Genomic DNA, 19,323 nt, shown 5'->3' on the forward strand with positions numbered 1-19,323 from the left:
CCCCTGCTGCTGCACCCGGAGGCGCAGTCTAGCCCGGTGTGCGGGGGCAGGCAATGGAATGTGCATTGTCTGAAGGGCCATCGTCATCGACCTTCGGGTCGCAGCGGACGGCTGAGCAGCGCCTGAACGGCGTCGGATACACTTGTTTTTCCCGCGACGAGACGCGCGACGGCGTCGGTGATCGGCATGTCGATTCCATCGGCGTGCGCCGCGGCAGCGACGACGGGGGCGCTGAAGGCCCCCTCGGCGACGGTGCGGCGGTCGGCCATCAGGGTTTCGGCAACTTCGCCGCGGCCCAGTCCCTGGCCGAGCGCGAAGTTGCGCGAATTCGACGAGGTGCAAGTGAGGACGAGATCGCCAAGCCCGGCGAGTCCCGCCAGCGTTTCGGCCTGCGCGCCGCGCGACAGGCCGAAACGCGTCATTTCGGCAAAACCCCGGCTGATCAGCGCCGCGCGGGCATTGAGCCCGAGCCCGGCCCCGTCGACGATGCCGCAGGCGATCGCGAGGATATTCTTGACCGCGCCGCCAATCTCGGCGCCGATGACGTCGGTCGAGACATAGGGGCGGAAATGTGGACGCGCGAGCGAACCTGCGATCGCGGCGGCGACATCGGCGTCGGCGGCGGCCAGCGTGATCGCGGTCGGCAGGCCGGCGGCAACCTCATGCGCAAAGGTCGGCCCCGACAAGACGGCGTGCGGCCGCGACGGCGCCAGATCGCGCGCGATGTCGATCGGGAAGGCAAAGCTGCCCGCCTCCATCCCCTTGCTGCAGAAGATCAGCGGCGCGTCGCCCGCGGGAAGCTCGGCGAGCACCGCGCGCAGATAGGGAACGGGGACGACGATCAGCAGCGCGTCGCATGGCGCAAGGTCGGTGAGGTTTCCGGTCGCGGTGAGCGAAGACGACAACGCCGCGTTCGGGAGGAACAGCGGGTTGCGATGGTCGGCGTTGATCGCGGTGACCACCTCCTCTTCGCGCGCCCACAGCCGGACGGGCGCGCCCTCGGCGGCGAGCAGCTGCGCGAGCGCGGTGCCCCAGGCACCGCCGCCGACGATGCCGAAGCGTGAATATCGTGACGTCATGCTTTCACTCCCGCGCCGCGCACCGCTTCGGCATCGGGGTCGAGCGGCCAGCGCGGCCGCGCGGCCACGGACAGCGGATCGGTGAGCCCGGCGGCGAAACGCTCGGCGCCCGCCCATGCGATCATCGCCCCATTGTCGGTGCACAGCCACAAGGGCGGGGCGACGAAGGGCTTGTCGAAGCGCGTCGCAAGTTCGGTGAGCGCGCCGCGAATCGCGCCATTGGCGGCAACCCCGCCAGCGACGACGAAGGCGGTGGCCTCGGGGCAGGCGGTCAGCGCGATGCGGCTGCGATCGACGAGGCAGTCGACGACCGCCTGCTGGAACGAGGCGGCAAGGTCGGGAATGCTGTGCGCGCCCGATGCCGCCGCGCGCGCGACCGCGCTTTTGAGCCCGGCGAAGGAGAAATGCGGCTCGGCGCTGCCGACCAGCGGACGCGGCAGCGGCACGGCGCGCGGGTCGCCCTGCTGTGCGATGCGTTCGACCGCGGGGCCGCCGGGATAGCCAAGCCCGAGCAGCTTTGCGGTCTTGTCGAAGGCTTCGCCTGCGGCATCGTCGATCGTGGTGGCAAGGCGGCGATAATCGCCGACGCCCCTGACGAGCAGCAGCTGGCAATGGCCGCCCGAGACGAGGAGCAGCAGATAGGGAAATTGCAATTCGGGGGCCACGAGCCGCGGCGACAGCGCATGCCCCTCCAGATGATTCACCGCGATCAGCGGCTTGTTCGCGGCGTGCGCAAGGGCCTTGCCGGTGACGAGCCCGACCATGACGCCGCCGATCAGCCCCGGCCCGGCGGTTGCGGCGATCGCATCGACATCGGTCAAAGCGAGGCCGGCGTCGGCCAGCACGCCCTCGACGATCGGCGCCAGACGGTCGACATGCGCGCGGGCGGCAATCTCCGGAACAACGCCGCCATAGGGGCTATGTTCGGCCTCCTGCCCCGCGACGCGGTGCGCGAGGATGCGCCGATTGCTATCGACAAGTGCCGCCGCGGTTTCGTCGCAGCTTGATTCAAGGCCCAGGATGATGGTCATAATGTCGCCGGTTCCTTACGCGCGTAGAGCGTAAGGGGGCAAGCGGCGGTTGAAGGGGAAGATTCGCGGCCCCGACGAATATGTCGGCGGGAGTCCCCTTAAATCCCCCATCTTTCTTTTCGGGCGCGCAAGCCTTAGCAGCGACGCATGACTGACCTTCCCACAGCTCAAAACCCGCTGCGCATCGGCACGCGCGCGTCGCCGCTCGCGCGGGCGCAGGCGAATATGGCCGCTGCGGCATTGATCGCAGCGCATGATCTGGCGCCGGACGCGCTGGAAATCGTGCCGATGACCGCCACCGGCGACCGGATCCAGGATCGCGCGCTGGCCGAGGTTGGTGGCAAGGCGCTTTGGACGCGCGAGCTCGATGCCGCGCTCGATGCAGGTGAAATCGACATTGCGGTCCATTCGCTCAAAGATGTCGAAACGCTTCGCGATCCGCGCTTTGCGCTCGTCGCGATGCTCGAACGCGCCGATCCGCGCGACCGGCTGGTAGTGCGCGAAGGTGTTGCTGCTGCGAGTATCGCCGACCTGCCGCAGGGTGCGCGGCTGGGAACGAGCAGTCCGCGCCGCGCGGCACAGGTGAAAAGATTGCGGCCCGATCTCGTGACCATGTTGTTGCGCGGCAATGTCGCCACACGGCTGGGCAAGCTGGCGGCGGGCGGTGTCGATGCGACGTTGCTCGCCGCTGCCGGGCTCGACCGGCTGGGGATGTTCGACGTCGGCGCCGTGCAGGGCGCGGATCTGTTGCTGCCCGCAGCGTCGCAGGGCGCGATCGGGATCGAATGCCGCTCCGACGACGACCGCGTGCGCGCCCTGATCGCGGCGATCGATCATGCGCCGACCCATAGCGCGGTCGCGGCCGAGCGGGCGTTTCTGGCGGCGCTGGGCGGCGATTGCCGCTCACCGGTTGCGGCCTATGCTCATTTTCGCGAGGATGGATCGCTGCGCCTCGATGCAGAGATTTTTTCGGACGACGGCGCCGAGCACGCCACGGGGCATGCGCTGGTGACCGGCGCGGGCGAGGCGGAAGCGCTGGCGCACCGCCTGCTCGACGAAGCGCCCGAGGCGGTGCGGCGCCTTTTTTCGGCATGAGTTATGGCCTGCCGCTGATCGTCACCCGCCCCGATCCGGGCGGCGCGGCGACGGTCGGCCGGGCAAAGGCACTGGGGCTCGATGCCCGTCATTTGCCGCTGTTCGCGGCGAAACCCATGCTGTGGACGCCGCCAGCGACGCTTGATTTCGATGCTCTGCTGGTGACGAGCGCGCAGGCGGCGCGCCTTGCGGGTTCCGGTCTTGCGCGGCTGGCTTCGCTGCCGGTTTATGCCGTCGGGTCGGCGACCGCCCAAGCGCTGGAGGCCGCGGGATTGCGTGTCGAGATGGCCGGATCGACCGACGGGCAGGACCTTCTTGGCGTGATGACGTCACGAAAAATCCAAAAGATATTATGGCTTTGCGCGCGCGACCGCTCGGCATTCGATACGCTCGGCGCCACGCTGGTGCCGCTTCCCTGCTATGCGGTCGATCCGATCGATCCGCCTCCGGCATGGGCGCGGATGATCGCTGCGCCGGCGGTGCTGCTCGCACATTCGATGCGCGGCGCGGCGCGAATTTCGGAGCTTGTTGGCAGCGCGCGCGCGCATTTGCGGCTCGCCGCGATCAGCCCGAAGGTCGCGGCCGCGGCGGGTTCGGGCTGGAGCGAGGTGGCGGTCGCTGTGCGTCCCGACGACGCTGCATTGTTGGCACAGGCGCATGCTTTGTGCCACAAGGGGCAAAAATAGGGTCGTTCGAAAGAGACACATGGCAATCGATACCATCGACACGTCCTCGCCAGCGGATGGCGTGGCCCCGAAACGGGGGCCCTCATTCCGTGCCATCGCCATCAGCGCCTTTCTTCTGCTGCTGATCGGCATTGCCGGTGGCGGCTGGGCGATGAACCGCTGGCTCACCGATAAAAATGCGGCGACCGTAACAAAAGTGGTCGATGCGCCCGGTGGCGGCGCGGTGATGGCGGCGGGCGAGCCAGCGAGCGGCGGACAGGTCCCGCTGGTTGTCACGCCGGTCGACGGCGCCGACGCGCTCGCGGCGCGGGTGGCCGACCTCGAACAAAGATTGTCGCGCATCACCCTCGAGGCCGCATCGGCGTCGGGCAATGCCTCGCGCGCCGAAGGGCTGCTCGTCGCTTTCGCAGTGCGCCGCGCGATCGATCGCGGACTGTCGCTTGGCTATCTGGAGGCGCAATTGCGCCTGCGCTTCGGCGACGATCAGCCCAATGCAGTCAAGACGATCATCGAAGCATCGCGCGAGCCGGTGACCCTCGACCAGTTGCGCGCCGAACTCGACATGCTCTCGCCCCATCTGGTTGGGCGCAGCGAGGGCGGCGGCAGCCTGTGGACCGGGATGCGCCGTGAATTGTCCGAAATATTCGTCGTGCGGCCGGCAGGAACGCAATCGCCGCGTGCGTCGGAACGGCTCGACCGGGCGCGCCGTGCGCTGGTTGGCGGGCAGGTCGACAAGGCGATCGAAGAGGTTCAGGCGATGCCGGGCGCGGCCGCCGCGAACGACTGGCTGATCGACGCACGCCGCTATCACGAGGCACGCCGCGCGCTTGACCTCATTGAAACCGCAGCGATACTGGAACCGCGCGACAGTCCCGCTGCCGCGATGGCTGGCAAAGCGGCCGACCCGACCCCCTAGCGCGCGTCCCGGCAGGGCCCGCTCGCTGCAAAGAAAGCTCACCCATATGGCCCTCGCCGACCCGCAGCGCATAGAGGCGCTCGATCCGTTCGACCCGTTGCAGCTCGACGCCGAACTCAGCGAAGAAGAGCGGATGGTGCGTGATACCGCGCGCAGCTATGCCGAAGCCGAACTGTTGCCGCGCGTCACCTCGGCCTTTCTCGACGAGCGTTTCGACCGCGAGATCATGCGCGAAATGGGCGCACTGGGCCTGCTCGGCGCAACGATCGACCCAAAATATGGCGGTGCGGGGCTGAGCTATGTCAGCTACGGACTGATCGCGCGCGAAGTCGAGCGCGTCGATTCCGGCTATCGTTCGGCCTGTTCGGTGCAAAGCTCGCTCGTGATGCACCCGATCAACGCCTATGGCAGCGAAGAGCAGAAGCAACGCTTCCTGCCCGGGCTCGCGTCGGGCGAGCTCGTCGGTTGTTTCGGCCTGACCGAACCCGATGCCGGTAGCGACCCCGGCGGGATGCGGACGCGCGCCGAAAAGATTGCGGGCGGCTATCGCCTCAAGGGCGCGAAAATGTGGATCACCAATTCGCCGATCGCCGACGTCTTCGTCGTCTGGGCGAAGTCCGACGCACACGACGGCGCGATCCGCGGCTTCCTGCTCGAAAAGGGCATGAAGGGCCTCTCGGCACCGAAGATCGAGGGCAAGGTGTCGCTCCGCGCGTCGATCACTGGCGAGATTGTGATGGACGGGGTCGAGGTCGGCGAAGATGCGCTGCTTCCCGACGTGTCGGGCCTGAAAGGGCCGTTCGGTTGCCTCAACCGCGCGCGCTATGGGATCGGCTGGGGCGCGATGGGCGCCGCCGAATTCTGTTATGAGGCGTCGCGCCAATATGTGCTGGATCGCAAGCAGTTCGGGCGCCCGCTCGCGGCGAACCAGATCGTCCAGCTCAAGCTCGCCAATATGCTCACCGAAATCGCGCTGGGTTTGCAGACGGCGCTGCGCGTCGGCCGGCTCATCGACGACGGCCGGCTCATTCCCGATGCGATCAGCCTGCTCAAGCGCAACAATTGCGGCAAGGCGCTCGATATCGCTCGCGTCGCGCGCGACATGCATGGCGGCAACGGCATATCGGCCGACTATCATGTCATCCGCCACGCGGTGAATCTGGAAACGGTGAACACCTATGAAGGAACGCACGACGTTCATGCGCTGATCCTCGGCCGTGCCATCACCGGCATTGCCAGTTTTGCCTGAGGTGGCGCCGAAGCCGCTGGCGGGCATTCGCATAGTCGAACTGGCGCGCGTTCTCGCGGGGCCGTGGTGCGGGCAATTGCTCGCCGACCTGGGCGCCGAGGTGATCAAGGTCGAGCGCCCCGGCGTCGGCGACGACACGCGCAGTTGGGGCCCGCCGTTCATCATGGACGACAAGGGCGTAAATCTGGGTGCGGCCTATTATCACAGCACCAACCGCGGCAAGCGGGGGGTCGCGATCGACATTGCGACCGCCGAAGGCCAGGTGGAGGTTCGCGCGCTGATCGCCGACGCCGATGTCGTCATCGAAAATTACAAATTGGGCGGACTTGCCAAATATGGGCTCGACCCGGCGACCCTGCGTACCGCGTTTCCGGGACTGATCGTCTGTTCGATCACCGGTTTCGGCCAGACCGGGCCTTATGCTCATCGCGCGGGCTATGATTTCATCATTCAGGCGATGGGCGGCGCCATGTCGTTGACTGGCGAGCCCGATGGCGCGCCGCAAAAGGCGGGAATCGCCTACGCCGATGTCTTCACCGGCATGTATTCGACCGTCGCGATCCTTGCGGCCCTGCGACGTCGCGACGTCACCGGCAAGGGCGCGCATATCGATATGGCTTTGCTGGATTGTCAGGTCGGGGTGCTCGCCAATCAGGCGGCCAATTATCTCGCGAGCGGCGTCTCGCCCAGCCGCATGGGCAATGGTCACGCCAATGTCGTTCCCTATCAGGCGTTCGCGACGGCCGATGGGCAGCTGGTGATCGCGGTTGGAAATGATCGGCAGTTTCGCAAGCTGTGCACGATCCTGGGGGAGGCTGGCTGGGCCGATGATGCGCGCTTTGCGAACAATGCCGCGCGGCTGGCCAACCGGCGCGAACTGATCCCGATGCTCGCGGCGAGGATCGCGGGCTGGGATGCGCAACCCCTGTCGGACGCGCTGGAGGCTCAGGATGTGCCCGCAGGACCGATCAATGATGTGGCGGGGGTCTTTGCCAATCCGCAGGTTCAGGCGCGCGGAATGCGTTTCCGTCCCGAGGGAGCGTTTGTCGACGGGCTGACGAGCCCGATCGTCATTGATGGCGAACGGATGGTGGCATCGACCGGAGCGCCGCCGCTGGCGAAGTGACCGTCTCGCTCTCGCTGCGAGGCGGTGGCGGAGACTATCCTGTCAATGGATCCGGCATGACGAGGCGTGCGGGCCCCCGATGATGCTCAGGCCGCGAATCGCCGCGCGGCCGGACGGCGAGCGGTTTCATCGAGCCAGGCGCGCGCCTGGCGCTGCGCCTCGGAAATTTCGTCGCGCGACATTTCGTCGGACAGGTCGGCGCGGCACTGCTGGCCTTCGACGTTGCCGCCGAGCGCGGCCAGATTGAACCATTTATGTGCTTGGATCAGGTCGACATCGACCCCCCCGGAGCCGGTGGAAAAAGCGATGCCCAAATCGAAATAGGCGCCTGCATCACCACGGGCCGCGTCGAGCAGCCGGCTTTCGATCAGATATTGGGCAGACTTCAGACTGTTCGCCATGATAACCCCCTGTCGCTTCCCACCCCACAGGGAAGCTTTCCGGGTCAATCCTTGACGTTCATGGTCAATAAAAGGTTAACGACGATATGAATTTGTCGGGATAAGAATCTAAGATATTGAAATAATAAGATTTTTATACTGATCAACCTACGGGGTAATTGTCGATCAGCCGTGTTTTGCCCATTCTTGCCGCCGCCAGCAGGCGCGCGGGGGAGCGAAAACTGGCGAGCTGTTCGAGGCTGTCGGCATCGGCAAGCGCGATATAATCGACGCTGTCGAACCCGCCCGCGATGATCGCCGCTTCGGCCTTCGCCAGCGTTTCATACAGATCGCCGCCGCTTGCCAGTGCGGCGGTCGCGGTCTGGAGCGCTTTGGGGAAACTGGTCGCCGCCTTGCGCTGTTCCGGCGACAGATAAGCGTTTCGCGACGAGAGCGCGAGGCCATCCGCGTCGCGCGCGATCGGCGCGCCCAATATATCGATGTTGAAATCGAGATCGCGCGCCATGCGGCGGATGATCGCGAGCTGCTGCCAGTCCTTTTCGCCGAAAATCGCGATATCGGGGCGTACCTGATTGAACAATTTGGCGACGACGGTCGCGACGCCATCGAAATGGCCGGGCCGCGCCGCGCCGCAATAATCGGCGCCCAGTTCGGCGACCTCGATATGCGTGGCATGGCCGCCCGGATACATGACGCCGACATCGGGTGCCCACAGCAGCGCGACGCCTTCGTCGACCAGCATCCCTGCATCGCGTGCCTCGTCGCGCGGATAGGCGGCAAAATCCTCGTTCGGACCGAATTGGGTCGGGTTGACGAAGATCGACGCGACGACATGGTCCGCGACGCGCCGGCCCATGCGGACAAGCGAGATATGACCTTCGTGGAGTGCGCCCATGGTGGGCACCAAAGCCACGCTTTTGCCGCCCTGCTTCAGCGCCGCGACGGCGCGATGAAGCGTGGCAATATCACGGATGATTTGCACCCTTGCCCGGCCTCCGATATTGGCGGCGCCCATGCACCACCCACGCGGACGCCATGCGCCGCCGACAGGAAAATCGCAACGCCTCATGACGAATTCAGCGACGAAGCCCCCACCGCACCGGATCATCTTCGCCAATGAAAAGGGCGGGACCGGAAAATCGACCTGCGCCGTCCATTTCGCGGTCGCGCTCGCCAGCCAGGGATGGCGCGTCGCAGGGATCGACCTCGACCCGCGTCAGCGCACCTTTCACCGCTATCTCGAGAATCGCAAAAACACCGAACAGCGCCGCGAGATCAAGCTGCCGACCCCGAATTTCGAGGTGTTCGAGGGGACGACGATCGAAGAACTCGACGATCAGGTCGCGCGTTTGAGCGAAGGCGCCGATTATCTGATCGCCGATACCCCGGGCCGCGACGATGTGTTCGCGCGCCACATGGCGACCAGCGCCGACACGCTGGTGACGCCGATCAACGACAGTTTCATCGATTTCGACCTGATCGGACAGGTTGACCCTGAAACTTTTCAGGTCGTGCGCCCCAGCTTTTATTCCGAACTGATCTGGGACACGCGCAAGGCGCGCGCCAAGACCGACGGGCGGACGATCGACTGGATCATCCTGCGCAACCGGCTCCAGCATGTCGACGCGCATAATATGCGCCGTGTGGGCGAAGCGCTGACCCAGCTGTCGCGCCGCGTCGGCTTTCGCGTCATTCCGGGTCTGGGCGAACGCGTCATCTATCGCGAGCTTTTCCCGGCCGGCCTCACCCTGCTCGACAAGGCGCATCTGGGCGGCATGGGGATTGGTCATGTCGTTGCGCGGCAAGAATTGCGTGAAGCAATGGGTGGGCTCAACCTGCCGGCGCGCGAACGGCTGCACCCCGACGGCGATTTGTTCGCCGTCGCCTGATCTTTCCTCTCCCCATCAGCGAGGCCCTTTATGACGCATGTTTTCCACCCGACCATGCTGCGCGAATATGATATTCGCGGCGTCGTCGGCGACACATTGTCGGCCGCCGACGCCTATGCCATCGGGCGCAGCTTTGCGACGATAGTGCGCCGTGGCGGCGGCAAGCGCGTCGCGGTCGGCTATGACGGGCGGCTGTCGTCGCCGATGCTGTGCGACGCGTTGGTCGAGGGCATCAACGCCGCGGGCGTCGATGCGCTGAATGTCGGGCTGGGGCCGACGCCGATGCTCTATTATGCGGCATCAACGGAAGAGGTTGACGGCGGCATACAGATAACCGGCAGCCACAACCCCCCCGACTATAATGGCTTCAAGATGGTGCTTCAGGGGCGTCCGTTCTTCGGCGCCGACATTCAGGCGATCGGTGCGATGGCCGCCGCAGGCGACTGGGAAAGCGTGAGTCCCGGGGATGAGGGATCGTCTGAGAGCATCGACATCGTCGACGCCTATGTCGACCGTCTGGTCGAAGGTTTCGCCGGCGAGGCGCTGCGTATCGGCTGGGACGCCGGCAACGGCGCTGCGGGCACCGTGATCGAGAAGCTGACCGCGAAGCTGCCCGGCGAGCATTTCCTTCTCTACACCGATATCGACGGCCATTTTCCGAACCACCATCCTGATCCCACCGAAGAAAAGAATCTGGCGGATCTCAGAAAGCTCGTCGCCGAGAGGAATCTCGATTTCGGCGTCGCTTTCGACGGAGATGGCGACCGGATCGGCGCGATCGACGGCGAGGGACGGGTGATCTGGGGCGATCAGCTGCTGCAAATCTATGCCGCAGCCTTGCTCGCCGACACGCCGGGGGCGACGATCATCGCCGATGTGAAGGCGAGCCAGGCGCTGTTCGACCGCGTTGCGGAACTCGGCGGGCAACCGTTGATGTGGAAGACCGGCCACAGCCTGATCAAGGCGAAGATGAAGGAAACCGGCAGCCCGCTGGCGGGCGAGATGAGCGGGCATATCTTCTTTGCCGATCGCTATTATGGTTTTGACGATGCGCCCTATGCGGCGGTGCGGCTGATCGAGGCGGCGGCAAAGCTCGGCAAGAGCGTCACCCGATTGCGCGGCGAAATGGCGCCGATGGTCAACACCCCTGAAATGCGTTTCCAGGTTGATGAGGTCCGCAAATTCGCCATTGTGGATGAAGTTCTGGACCGGCTCGCCGCGGCGGGGGCCAAGGTTGACCGCACCGACGGCGCGCGGGTGCTGACGGACGACGGCTGGTGGTTGCTCCGTGCGTCGAACACGCAGGATGTGCTCGTGGCGCGCGCCGAGGCGAAGGACGAGGCGGCTCTCGCGCGCTTGCTCGGCGCGATCGATGAACAGCTTGCGCTGTCGGGGATCGCGCGCGGGCCGCAGGCGGGGCATTAGTCTTTCTCCCCTCCCGGGTGCGGGAGGGGAGGTAAAAGCCGCCCTGCAAATATCTTGCCAGATTGACGTTCGGCGCGCTCCTCGGGTAACGCCCGCACATATTCTCACAGGAAGCGACGCGCTTATGACCGACGAATCCACCCTTGCACCGCCCGCCACCGATCATGGCGTCGCCGGGCATCGGGCGCATGTTCAGCAGGACGCGGCGGCGGGCAACGGCTTGGTGGTGGTGTCGATCGCCAAAAGCTATGACAAGCGCGTCGTCCTCTCCGACGTCTCGCTGTCGGTCGGGAAGGGAGAGGTCGTCGGCCTGCTCGGCCCCAATGGCGCGGGCAAGACCACCTGTTTCTATTCGATCATGGGGCTGGTGAAGCCCGACGCCGGGCGCATCATGCTCGACGGCGACGATATCACCGCGCTGCCCATGTATCGCCGCGCGATTCTGGGGCTCGGCTATCTGCCGCAGGAAACCTCGATCTTTCGCGGCATGACGGTGGAGCAGAATATCGCCGCGGTGCTCGAACTCAGCGAACCCGACAAGGTATCGCGCGAACGGCGGCTCGAGGAACTGCTCGACGAATTCGGCCTCACCCGGCTGCGCGATTCGGCGGCAATGGCGCTGTCGGGCGGCGAGCGGCGCCGCGCCGAAATCGCGCGCGCGCTGGCGGCGAATCCGTCGATCATGCTGCTCGATGAACCCTTTGCCGGGATCGACCCGCTGTCGATCAGCGATATTCGCGACCTTGTCGCCGATCTGAAGACGCGCGGCATCGGCGTCCTCATCACCGATCACAACGTCCGTGAAACGCTCGACCTCGTCGACCGCGCGTGCATTATCTATGACGGCAAGGTGCTTCTCGCCGGTTCGCCGGAAGAGCTTGTCGCCGACCCCGAGGTGCGCCGCCTTTACCTCGGCGAGGGCTTCTCCCTGTGATACGCTGACGCGCTATGGCGTTGGGTCCCCGTCTCGATTTACGCCAGTCGCAATCGCTGGTGATGACGCCGCAGTTGCAGCAGGCGATCAAGCTGCTTGCGCTGTCGAATCTCGAACTCGAAGCCTATCTGGCCGAGGCGCTGGAGGGGAATCCGTTGCTCGACACGGCCTCTGGCGACAATGATGGCAGTGCGGGCGATCCGGAGGGTGGACCCGAAGGCGAAGCGCCCGTGGCCGAAGCGGCGTCGCTCGAGGCCGATCAGGCGCTGGCGGCGGATACCGGCACCGCCAACGATCTCGACGTCGATCTGACTGCCGAGAGTTTTCACCACGACAGCGCGAGCGACAGTGTCGGCCTGTCGGGCGCCGATAGCGAAGGCATCGATTTCGACAGCTTCGCCGGCGCCGACGAAACGCTCCACGGCCATTTGCTGGCGCAGGTCGGCGAACGCTTCGGCGGCATCGAGGCGATGGTCGCCGAACAGCTTGTCGCGCTGATCGACGAGGCGGGATATCTCCGCGCCGACCTCACCGAGCTCGCACAGCGGCTCGGTGTCCCGCTCGCGCTCGTCGAGGCGGTACTCGCGGGGGTCCAATGCTTCGATCCATCGGGGGTCGGCGGCCGCGACCTCGCCGAATGTATCGCGATTCAGGCGCGCGAGGCCGATCGCTACGACCCCGCGATGGCGACGATGATCGCGCATCTCGACCTTGTCGCCAAGGGCGCCTTCCCGCAGTTGAAGCGCATCTGCGGGGTCGATGACGAGGATCTCGCCGACATGATTCGCGAACTGCGCGGTTATGATCCCAAGCCGGGGCTGCGATTCGGCGGCGATGCGGCGCAGGCGGTCGTCCCCGACCTCTATATCCGTCAGACAGCCAAGGGCTGGGCGGTCGAGATCAACAGCGGCACTCTGCCGCGCCTGCTCGTCAATCGGCGCTATTACACCGAACTTGCCAAGGGGACGGCGGCAAAGAGCAAAGCCTGGCTGTCCGAACAGCTCGCGGGCGCCAATTGGCTGGTGCGTGCGCTCGACCAGCGCCAGCGCACGATCGTCAAGGTCGCGAGCGAGATCGTCAAGCAGCAGGAGGGATTCTTCCTCCACGGCGTCGCGCACATGCGTCCCCTGACCCTGCGGCAGATCGCCGAGGAAATCGGCATGCACGAATCGACCGTCAGCCGCGTCACCAGCAACAAATATCTGTCATGTGCGCGCGGCCTGTTCGAACTTAAATATTTCTTCTCGAGCGGAATTTCGGCCACCGGGGGAGGCGACGGTGCGGTGTCGTCCGAATCGATCAAGAGCCGTATCAAGGCGATGATCGAGGCCGAGGATCCAAAGGCGATCCTCTCCGACGAAGTGATCGCGCAAAAGCTGTCGGGCGAAGGCCATGACATCGCGCGGCGCACCGTGGTCAAATATCGCGAGGCGATGGGTTATGGCTCATCGGTCCAGCGGCGGCGGCAAAAGGCGCTGGCGGGGTAGGGCAGCCCCTTTTCCGTTCGTGTCGAGCGAAGTCGAGACACCTGTCGAGATGGCTTGAGGCTGAGGGGCATCTCGACTTCGCTCGATGCGAACGGGAATTTACGGGATTTACGGGCGCAGGCAGTTGACTTTTTACCGCCATCGCCATAGTTGCGCCGCTTCGCGTACAAGCGCCAAGATTATCGGATAGAGACCATGAAGATTCGCAACAGCCTGAAGTCGCTGAAGGACCGCCATCGTGACAACCGCGTGATCCGTCGTCGCGGCCGGACCTATGTGATCAACAAGACCAACCGCCGCTTCAAGGCGCGCCAGGGCTGATGCTCCGGCGCGGGGTGGTTTCACCCCGTTTGCTTTTGATGAACAGCGTTACGCCGTCGGATGCTTCCGGCGGCGCTTTCGCGTGCGTGGAGCCCGTATGATTCGGCAATGCGTGATCTTCGACGTCGGCCGCGTCCTGTTCGACTGGGACCTGCGTCATCTGTTCGGCAAGCTGATCGACGACGGGGACGAACTTGAATCGTTCGTAACGACCGTCGTTACCCCCGAATGGCATTTCCAGCACGACGCCGGGCGCCCGCTCGCCGAGATGCTGCCCGAGCTGAAGGCGGAATTTCCGCAGCACGAAGCGCTGATCGACGCCTATGCGACGCGGTTCAACGAGACGATTCCCGGCGCGGTCCCCGGCAGCCTCGAACTGGTCGAACGCCTCGACGCGGCAGGGATGCCCTTGTTCGCGATCACCAATTTCGGCCATGAATTCTGGGAGGGCTTCCGCCCGACCCAGCCGGTCTTCGACCGCTTTCGCGATATCATCGTCTCGGGCACCGAAAAGATGATAAAGCCCGATCCCGCCATCTATGCCCTTGCGATCGAACGCTTCGGCATCGACCCTGCCGGCGCGCTGTTCGTCGATGATGTCGCGGCCAATGTTGCGGGCGCCGAATCGCTCGGGATTGCCGGCCATCAGTTCCGCGATGCGGCGACGCTGGAGCGCGAGCTGATCGCGCGCGGATATCTGGCGGCGCCATGAGCCGGGCCGATCGCCTTGAGCGCATCGACATGCGCCGCGAAGAGCTGGAAGCCGAATATCGGCTCGCTTTGGTCGAGGCCTTGCGCAAGACGGCCGCGGGATCGTGGGGGCTGTTCGGCCACACGAAGGACCGTGCGATGCAGGCCAAATGGGCGCCCGCCGTGACCGACCTGTGCGACCGGGGTGAAGAAATCGACCAGCTGCGCGATCAACTCGGGCTGGAGCCTTTTGCTTTGCACGCAGAGTTTGAAGCGTCGCGCGGGCCGGTCCGTTCGAACGCGCCCGGCGAACCCAAACAGGCCAAGGCGTGGCTTGAGCGGCTGGGCGAGGATATTTAGGCGCGCGCCTGCCCAGCGCCTGCCCATGCCTAGGCTAGCGAATCGAAATCCTGCATGACCTTCGCCGGGTCGGTCTCATGCGCGAGAATCGGAAGATTGGCGCCATATTCCAATGCCATCAGGGGTTTGTATCGCTCATAACTATAAATGAGCGTTCCGCTGTGCTGCCGGTTGTCGGCGGGCGAGATATATTCGAATGATATCTCCATCTCGCCCTTCACCGTCCGGTCGCGATAGGCTGGATGGCTTGCCTGCAACTTTTCTGCCTTGTCGCAAGGGAGGCTCTCGCTCGTTATCGTCGTTTTGGAAAGCAAGCCGTCCTCTTCTGCGTAGAGGTAGCATTCGGCTTCGACGCTGGTCGCCGCCGCCATCACCGGCGTATAGTTTATCGTCCGATTGAGCTTCGCTATAGAGAGGCTGAGGAGCGGGACAGCCAGAAGGGCGGTCAAAAGCCAGGCTCGAAATGACATGCTAACCCCCGTTCGATAGAACGGAGGCTAGCGGTCAGTGGTTAGATTTTCGTGAATGGAACCGGGGATTTACTTCTCCACCCCCAGCTGCGTCAGCACAAAGGCAAACTCTTCGGCATCCTCGCGCAGCGCGCCCCAGCGGCCCGACTTGCCCGCGTGGCCCGCGCCCATATTGGTGCGCAGCAGCAGCGTCGCGTCGTTGGTCCGCGTCGCGCGGAGCTTGGCAACCCATTTGGCAGGCTCCCAATAGGTGACGCGCGGGTCGTTGAGGCCCGCGGACACCAGCATCGGCGGATAGGCTTTCGCGGTGACATTATCATAGGGGCTGTACGACAGCATATAATCGAACGCCGCCTTGTCGGTGATCGGGTTGCCCCATTCGGGCCATTCGCCGGGGGTCAGCGGCAGCGTTTCGTCGACCATCGTGTTGATCACGTCGACGAAGGGCACCCCCGCGAGCACCGCGCCCCACAGCTCGGGCGCCTCATTATAGACCGCGCCCATCACTTGCCCGCCGGCCGAGCGACCCTCGATCGCAATCTTGCCCGCGCTCGTATATTTCTTCGCGATCAGCCCGCGCGCGATATCGACAAAATCGTTGAAAGTGTTCTTGCGCTCGGTCGTCTTGCCCGCGAGATACCAGGCGCGGCCAAGGTCGTCGCCGCCGCGGACATGCGCGATGGCATAGATCATCCCGCGGTCGACGAGGCTGAGCCGCGTCGTCGAAAAGCCCGGCGGGACGCGATATCCATATGAGCCATAGACATAGAGGTGCATCGGCGCACTGCCGTCGCGCGGCGTGCCCTTTTTATAGACGAGCGAGGTTGGCACCATCACGCCGTCGCGCGCTTCGATATTGACCAGTTCGGTTACATATTGCGAAGCGTCATAACCCGAAGGGATTTCCTGCACCTTCAGCGTTTCGAGCTTTCCGGTCGCGATATCATAGTCATAGACGGTGTCGGGCGTGACCATCGACTCATAGTCGAGCCGCAGCTTGTCCTGATGATATTCGGGGTTGTCGCCAAGCCCCGCCACATAAGTGGCCTCGGGGAACGGGATCCGGCCAGCGGTCAGCGGCGCATCATATCGGCGCAGGTCGACCTGATCGAGGCCGTTCTCGCGCGTTTCGAGGACGAAATAGTCGCGGAAGATCGCGAGGCCGGTGATGTAGGTCGAATCCGACCCGGGGATCAACGTCGTCCATGCGCCGGGTTTCGCAAGGCTGGCGGTCGCGACACGGAAATTGGCGTGATCGTCGTTTGTGTGGATGTAGAGCGTCTTCTCGCGGACATCGACGCTATACTCGCGGCCCTTCTGGCGCGGCGACACCATCAGCGGTTCGGCGAGCGGATTGTCGGCGGGGAGCAGGCGCACCTCGCTCGTTTCATTGTCGCCGGTCGCGATCACGATCCACTTGTCGTCGGCGGTCTTGCCGATCCCGACCCCGAAACCGATGTCGGCTTCCTGATAGAGCAATTTATCGTCGCCGAGCGGGGTGCCGAGGACGTGCAACCGGGCATTGTCGGTGCGCCAGTTCTCGTTGGCGAGGCCATAGAGGATCGCGTCATTGCCCGCGGTCCACACCAGCGACGACAAGGTGCCGGGAATCACGTCGGGGAGCATTTCGCCGCTCTCCAGATTGCGAATACGCACTTCGAAACGTTCGGAACCATTGTCATCGAACGAATAGGCCATCAGCTTGCCGTTCGGGCTGATCGACAGTTCGGACAGGCGGAAATATTCCTTGCCCGCCGCCATCGCGACCTCGTCGAGGATCAGCACGGCATCGCCCCCTGCGGCGGGGCGGCGATACCATTTCTTGTACTCGGCGCCCTCTTCATATTCGACCCAGTAAACCCAGTCGCCGTCCTTCTGCGGCACGGAGGAATCGGCTTCCTTGATCCGGCCCTTCATCTCCTGAAACAGGGTTTCGACCAGCGCGGCGTGCGGCTTCATCGCCGCGTCGAAATACGCATTTTCCGCCTTCACATAATCGAGCACATCCTTGTCATCGATGACCGGATAGCTTTCGTCGCGCAGCCAGTGCCAGGGGTCGGACAATGTCTTGCCGTGCAGGGTGGTCTGGTGCGGGCGCTGCTCCGCCATGGGTGCGGCGGGCAGGGCGGGGGTGGAGCTGGTCAATGCGGCGTCTTTCTCTTGGGCGAGCAGGGCGGGGGCGGACAGGGGAGATGATGCGACAAGCGGGGTGGCAATTGCCGCCAGAAACATCCAAATAGTGCGCATCACAGAAAACTCCCGCAGCGTCGCCCCATATGGGCGGGATTGCCGCGATGTAGGAACAAGGAAGCTCTCATGTCTACCCCCCGGTCCAGCGCCGTCCATGCCGAACGCCTCGCCCGCCTGCGCGCCGAGCTGAAAGCGCAGGGGCTCGACGGTTTCGTCGTACCGATCAGCGATGAGCATATGAGCGAATATGTCGGCGACTATGCGCAGCGCATGGCATGGCTGACCGGCTTTGGCGGGTCGGCGGGGACCGCGGCGGTGCTGCCCGAAAAGGCGGCGGTGTTCATCGACGGGCGCTATACGGTGCAGGTGCGCGATCAGGTCGATGGATCGCTGTTCGACTATGTCGGCGTGCCGCAGTCGAGCGTCGCCCAATGGCTGGGGGCCAACGTCCGTGCCGGGCAGAAGGTCGGTTTCGATCCCTGGCTCCACGGCATCGACTGGGCGCGCGGGCTGGGGCATGCGCTGAAGGCAAAGGGCGCGCAGCTGGTCGCGATCGACGTCAACCCGCTCGATGCGGCGTGGGACGATCAACCGGCGCCGAGCGATGCGCCGGTCGCCGTGCATGACGCGGCGCTCGCGGGACAGGCGGCGACCGACAAGCGATCGGGGATCGCCGACTGGTTGAAGGCACGCGGGCTCGACACCACGGTGATGACCGCGCTCGACTCGGTTGCGTGGACTTTCAATATTCGCGGCTCCGACGTCAGTCATACGCCGGTCGGGCTGGCCTTCGCCCTGCTCCATGCCGATGCCACCGCCGATCTGTTCATCGCGCCCGAAAAGATCACCGACGCGGTACGCGCCCATCTGGGCAACAGCGTCCGCATCCACGACCGCAACGCGTTCGAGGCGGCGCTCGCGGGCCTCAAGGACAAAAAGGTCGCGGTCGATCCCGATCGCGCGGTCGCGGCGATCTTCACCGCCCTCGAAGCCGCGGGGGCGCAGATCGAACGCCACCGCGACCCTGCGGTGCTGCCCAAGGCGATCAAGAATGACACCGAACTCAATGGCACCCGCGCGGCGCATGTTCGCGACGGTGTCGCGGTGTCGCGTTTCCTGCAATGGATGGAAGATGTGGCGCCGCAGGGCGGTCTCGACGAACTCGCGGCAGCGGCGAAGCTGCGCGAATTTCGCGAGGAAGGCGGCGGGCTCGTCGACTTGAGCTTCGACACTATCTCGGCCGCGGGCCCCAATGGCGCATTGCCGCATTACAAGGTCGACGAAATGACCAATCGGGCGATCGAGACCGGCACGCTCTATCTGGTCGACTCGGGCGGGCAATATGCCGACGGTACGACCGACATCACGCGCACGATCGCGATCGGCGCGCCGAGCGCCGAGATGCGCCGCCGCTTCACCCAGGTTTTGAAGGGGCATATCGCGCTGGCGATGGCGCGCTTCCCCAAGGGGACGCGCGGCAGTCAGCTCGACATTCTCGCGCGCCAATATCTGTGGGCCGACGGGGTCGATTACGCCCATGGCACCGGCCACGGTGTCGGCGCCTATCTGGCGGTCCACGAAGGGCCGCAGCGCATTGCCAAGCCCGCCGGCGGACAGGCGGGGACCGAGGAGCCGCTGCATGCCGGGATGATCCTCTCGAACGAGCCCGGCTATTACAAGGCGGGGGCTTTCGGCATCCGGATAGAAAATCTGGTGATCGTGGTACCACAGACGATCGACGGCGCCGAAGAGGATATGCTGGGGTTCGAGACGATCACCTTCGCGCCGATCGCGAGAGATCTGATCGAAGGCGGGATGCTTTCGCCGGCGGAGGCCGACTGGCTCGACGCCTATCATGCCGAGGTGCTCGAAAAACTCGGGGCGGGGATGCCGGAGGCCGACCGCGACTGGCTCGCTGCCGCCTGCGCGCCGGTCGACCGCGCGCCGACCGCGCTCGCAGCCTGAGCGCGCTGC

The 19,323-nt window shown here is 65.0% G+C and carries 19 protein-coding genes; 13 read left to right on the forward strand and 6 right to left on the reverse strand.

Going from position 1 to position 19,323, the window contains the following annotated elements; translation table 11 throughout:
- Positions 1-83: 83 nt before the first annotated feature.
- Together ACSYDV_RS13585 and tsaD are read right to left on the reverse strand one after the other, a co-directional pair.
- A complete protein-coding gene (locus tag ACSYDV_RS13585; RefSeq protein ID WP_438324356.1) occupies positions 84-1,079 on the reverse strand; it encodes an NAD(P)H-dependent glycerol-3-phosphate dehydrogenase in 996 nt (331 codons plus the stop codon).
- On the reverse strand, positions 1,076-2,110 hold the full coding sequence (gene tsaD, locus ACSYDV_RS13590) for a tRNA (adenosine(37)-N6)-threonylcarbamoyltransferase complex transferase subunit TsaD (protein ID WP_438324358.1): 1,035 nt from the start codon (positions 2,108-2,110) through the stop codon (positions 1,076-1,078). The genes ACSYDV_RS13585 and tsaD overlap by 4 nt, the downstream gene beginning before the upstream one ends.
- 147 nt (positions 2,111-2,257) lie before the next feature.
- On the opposite strand from tsaD, the gene hemC reads away from it, so the two are divergent.
- The 5 genes from hemC to ACSYDV_RS13615 are packed head-to-tail and all read left to right on the forward strand — an operon-like array spanning position 2,258 to position 7,182.
- Positions 2,258-3,205, forward strand: a complete 948-nt coding sequence (gene hemC, locus ACSYDV_RS13595) for a hydroxymethylbilane synthase (protein ID WP_438324359.1) — start codon at positions 2,258-2,260, stop codon at positions 3,203-3,205.
- Positions 3,202-3,891 carry a uroporphyrinogen-III synthase gene (locus tag ACSYDV_RS13600; protein WP_438324360.1) on the forward strand — a complete coding sequence of 230 codons (690 nt, stop codon included), beginning with the start codon at positions 3,202-3,204 and terminating at the stop codon, positions 3,889-3,891. The genes hemC and ACSYDV_RS13600 overlap by 4 nt, the downstream gene beginning before the upstream one ends.
- A gap of 19 nt (positions 3,892-3,910) precedes the next feature.
- Complete coding sequence (locus ACSYDV_RS13605) at positions 3,911-4,807, forward strand: mitofilin family membrane protein (RefSeq protein WP_438324361.1); 897 nt, start codon at positions 3,911-3,913, stop codon at positions 4,805-4,807.
- Between the two features lie 46 nt (positions 4,808-4,853).
- Complete coding sequence (locus ACSYDV_RS13610) at positions 4,854-6,056, forward strand: acyl-CoA dehydrogenase (RefSeq protein ID WP_438324362.1); 1,203 nt, start codon at positions 4,854-4,856, stop codon at positions 6,054-6,056.
- The gene (locus ACSYDV_RS13615; RefSeq protein WP_438324363.1) at positions 6,049-7,182 is read left to right on the forward strand and encodes a CaiB/BaiF CoA transferase family protein; all 1,134 of its coding nucleotides are present in this window, start codon (positions 6,049-6,051) and stop codon (positions 7,180-7,182) included. The genes ACSYDV_RS13610 and ACSYDV_RS13615 overlap by 8 nt, the downstream gene beginning before the upstream one ends.
- A gap of 86 nt (positions 7,183-7,268) precedes the next feature.
- Here ACSYDV_RS13615 and ACSYDV_RS13620 read toward each other — a convergent pair whose 3' ends face one another.
- Both ACSYDV_RS13620 and panC read right to left on the reverse strand, forming a co-directional pair.
- A complete protein-coding gene (locus ACSYDV_RS13620) occupies positions 7,269-7,583 on the reverse strand; it encodes an SEL1-like repeat protein (protein WP_438324364.1) in 315 nt (104 codons plus the stop codon).
- Positions 7,584-7,725: 142 nt separating this feature from the next.
- Positions 7,726-8,565, reverse strand: a complete 840-nt coding sequence (panC, locus tag ACSYDV_RS13625) for a pantoate--beta-alanine ligase (RefSeq protein WP_438324365.1) — start codon at positions 8,563-8,565, stop codon at positions 7,726-7,728.
- Between the two features lie 85 nt (positions 8,566-8,650).
- Between panC and ACSYDV_RS13630 the strand changes: the two genes are divergently transcribed.
- From ACSYDV_RS13630 to ACSYDV_RS13660, 7 genes are all read left to right on the forward strand, one after another.
- Complete coding sequence (locus tag ACSYDV_RS13630; RefSeq protein ID WP_438324366.1) at positions 8,651-9,472, forward strand: division plane positioning ATPase MipZ; 822 nt, start codon at positions 8,651-8,653, stop codon at positions 9,470-9,472.
- Between the two features lie 30 nt (positions 9,473-9,502).
- Positions 9,503-10,897 carry a phosphoglucomutase/phosphomannomutase PgmG gene (gene pgmG / locus ACSYDV_RS13635; protein ID WP_438324367.1) on the forward strand — a complete coding sequence of 465 codons (1,395 nt, stop codon included), beginning with the start codon at positions 9,503-9,505 and terminating at the stop codon, positions 10,895-10,897.
- 124 nt (positions 10,898-11,021) lie between these two features.
- Entirely contained in the window at positions 11,022-11,831 is an 810-nt protein-coding gene (gene lptB, locus ACSYDV_RS13640; RefSeq protein WP_438324368.1) for an LPS export ABC transporter ATP-binding protein, read from the forward strand.
- A gap of 14 nt (positions 11,832-11,845) precedes the next feature.
- Positions 11,846-13,318, forward strand: coding sequence for an RNA polymerase factor sigma-54 (rpoN, locus tag ACSYDV_RS13645; protein ID WP_438324369.1), 1,473 nt, complete (start codon positions 11,846-11,848; stop codon positions 13,316-13,318).
- A gap of 195 nt (positions 13,319-13,513) precedes the next feature.
- Positions 13,514-13,639, forward strand: coding sequence for a type B 50S ribosomal protein L36 (ykgO, locus tag ACSYDV_RS13650; RefSeq protein WP_003046794.1), 126 nt, complete (start codon positions 13,514-13,516; stop codon positions 13,637-13,639).
- A 97-nt stretch (positions 13,640-13,736) separates the two neighbouring features.
- Complete coding sequence (locus tag ACSYDV_RS13655; protein WP_438324370.1) at positions 13,737-14,351, forward strand: HAD family hydrolase; 615 nt, start codon at positions 13,737-13,739, stop codon at positions 14,349-14,351.
- Positions 14,348-14,689: a hypothetical protein gene (locus ACSYDV_RS13660; RefSeq protein WP_438324371.1), complete on the forward strand. Its 342-nt coding sequence runs from the start codon at positions 14,348-14,350 to the stop codon at positions 14,687-14,689. The genes ACSYDV_RS13655 and ACSYDV_RS13660 overlap by 4 nt, the downstream gene beginning before the upstream one ends.
- Positions 14,690-14,718: 29 nt before the next feature.
- Here the strand turns inward: ACSYDV_RS13660 and ACSYDV_RS13665 are convergent, their stop codons facing one another.
- Positions 14,719-15,159 (reverse strand): hypothetical protein, encoded by a 441-nt coding sequence (locus ACSYDV_RS13665; RefSeq protein WP_438324372.1) that lies wholly within the window; start codon positions 15,157-15,159, stop codon positions 14,719-14,721.
- Between the two features lie 69 nt (positions 15,160-15,228).
- Positions 15,229-17,406: a S9 family peptidase gene (locus ACSYDV_RS13670; RefSeq protein ID WP_438324796.1), complete on the reverse strand. Its 2,178-nt coding sequence runs from the start codon at positions 17,404-17,406 to the stop codon at positions 15,229-15,231.
- Positions 17,407-17,475: 69 nt separating this feature from the next.
- Between ACSYDV_RS13670 and ACSYDV_RS13675 the strand changes: the two genes are divergently transcribed.
- Positions 17,476-19,314, forward strand: coding sequence for an aminopeptidase P family protein (locus ACSYDV_RS13675; protein WP_438324373.1), 1,839 nt, complete (start codon positions 17,476-17,478; stop codon positions 19,312-19,314).
- The last annotated feature ends 9 nt before the right edge of the window (positions 19,315-19,323 follow it).

It is taken from the genome of Sphingopyxis selenitireducens (assembly GCF_051550705.1).
Taxonomy (GTDB): domain Bacteria; phylum Pseudomonadota; class Alphaproteobacteria; order Sphingomonadales; family Sphingomonadaceae; genus Sphingopyxis.

Bases quoted from the DNA above. Each gene is read 5' to 3' on its own strand.
- ACSYDV_RS13585 (WP_438324356.1), bottom strand. From the start codon at position 1,079: ATGACGTCACGATATTCACGCTTCGGCATCGTCGGCGGCGGTGCCTGG.
- tsaD (WP_438324358.1), bottom strand. From the start codon at position 2,110: ATGACCATCATCCTGGGCCTTGAATCAAGCTGCGACGAAACCGCGGCG.
- hemC (WP_438324359.1), top strand. From the start codon at position 2,258: ATGACTGACCTTCCCACAGCTCAAAACCCGCTGCGCATCGGCACGCGC.
- ACSYDV_RS13600 (WP_438324360.1), top strand. From the start codon at position 3,202: ATGAGTTATGGCCTGCCGCTGATCGTCACCCGCCCCGATCCGGGCGGC.
- ACSYDV_RS13605 (WP_438324361.1), top strand. From the start codon at position 3,911: ATGGCAATCGATACCATCGACACGTCCTCGCCAGCGGATGGCGTGGCC.
- ACSYDV_RS13610 (WP_438324362.1), top strand. From the start codon at position 4,854: ATGGCCCTCGCCGACCCGCAGCGCATAGAGGCGCTCGATCCGTTCGAC.
- ACSYDV_RS13620 (WP_438324364.1), bottom strand. From the start codon at position 7,583: ATGGCGAACAGTCTGAAGTCTGCCCAATATCTGATCGAAAGCCGGCTG.
- ACSYDV_RS13630 (WP_438324366.1), top strand. From the start codon at position 8,651: ATGACGAATTCAGCGACGAAGCCCCCACCGCACCGGATCATCTTCGCC.
- pgmG (WP_438324367.1), top strand. From the start codon at position 9,503: ATGACGCATGTTTTCCACCCGACCATGCTGCGCGAATATGATATTCGC.
- lptB (WP_438324368.1), top strand. From the start codon at position 11,022: ATGACCGACGAATCCACCCTTGCACCGCCCGCCACCGATCATGGCGTC.
- rpoN (WP_438324369.1), top strand. From the start codon at position 11,846: ATGGCGTTGGGTCCCCGTCTCGATTTACGCCAGTCGCAATCGCTGGTG.
- ykgO (WP_003046794.1), top strand. From the start codon at position 13,514: ATGAAGATTCGCAACAGCCTGAAGTCGCTGAAGGACCGCCATCGTGAC.
- ACSYDV_RS13655 (WP_438324370.1), top strand. From the start codon at position 13,737: ATGATTCGGCAATGCGTGATCTTCGACGTCGGCCGCGTCCTGTTCGAC.
- ACSYDV_RS13660 (WP_438324371.1), top strand. From the start codon at position 14,348: ATGAGCCGGGCCGATCGCCTTGAGCGCATCGACATGCGCCGCGAAGAG.
- ACSYDV_RS13665 (WP_438324372.1), bottom strand. From the start codon at position 15,159: ATGTCATTTCGAGCCTGGCTTTTGACCGCCCTTCTGGCTGTCCCGCTC.
- ACSYDV_RS13670 (WP_438324796.1), bottom strand. From the start codon at position 17,406: ATGCGCACTATTTGGATGTTTCTGGCGGCAATTGCCACCCCGCTTGTC.
- ACSYDV_RS13675 (WP_438324373.1), top strand. From the start codon at position 17,476: ATGTCTACCCCCCGGTCCAGCGCCGTCCATGCCGAACGCCTCGCCCGC.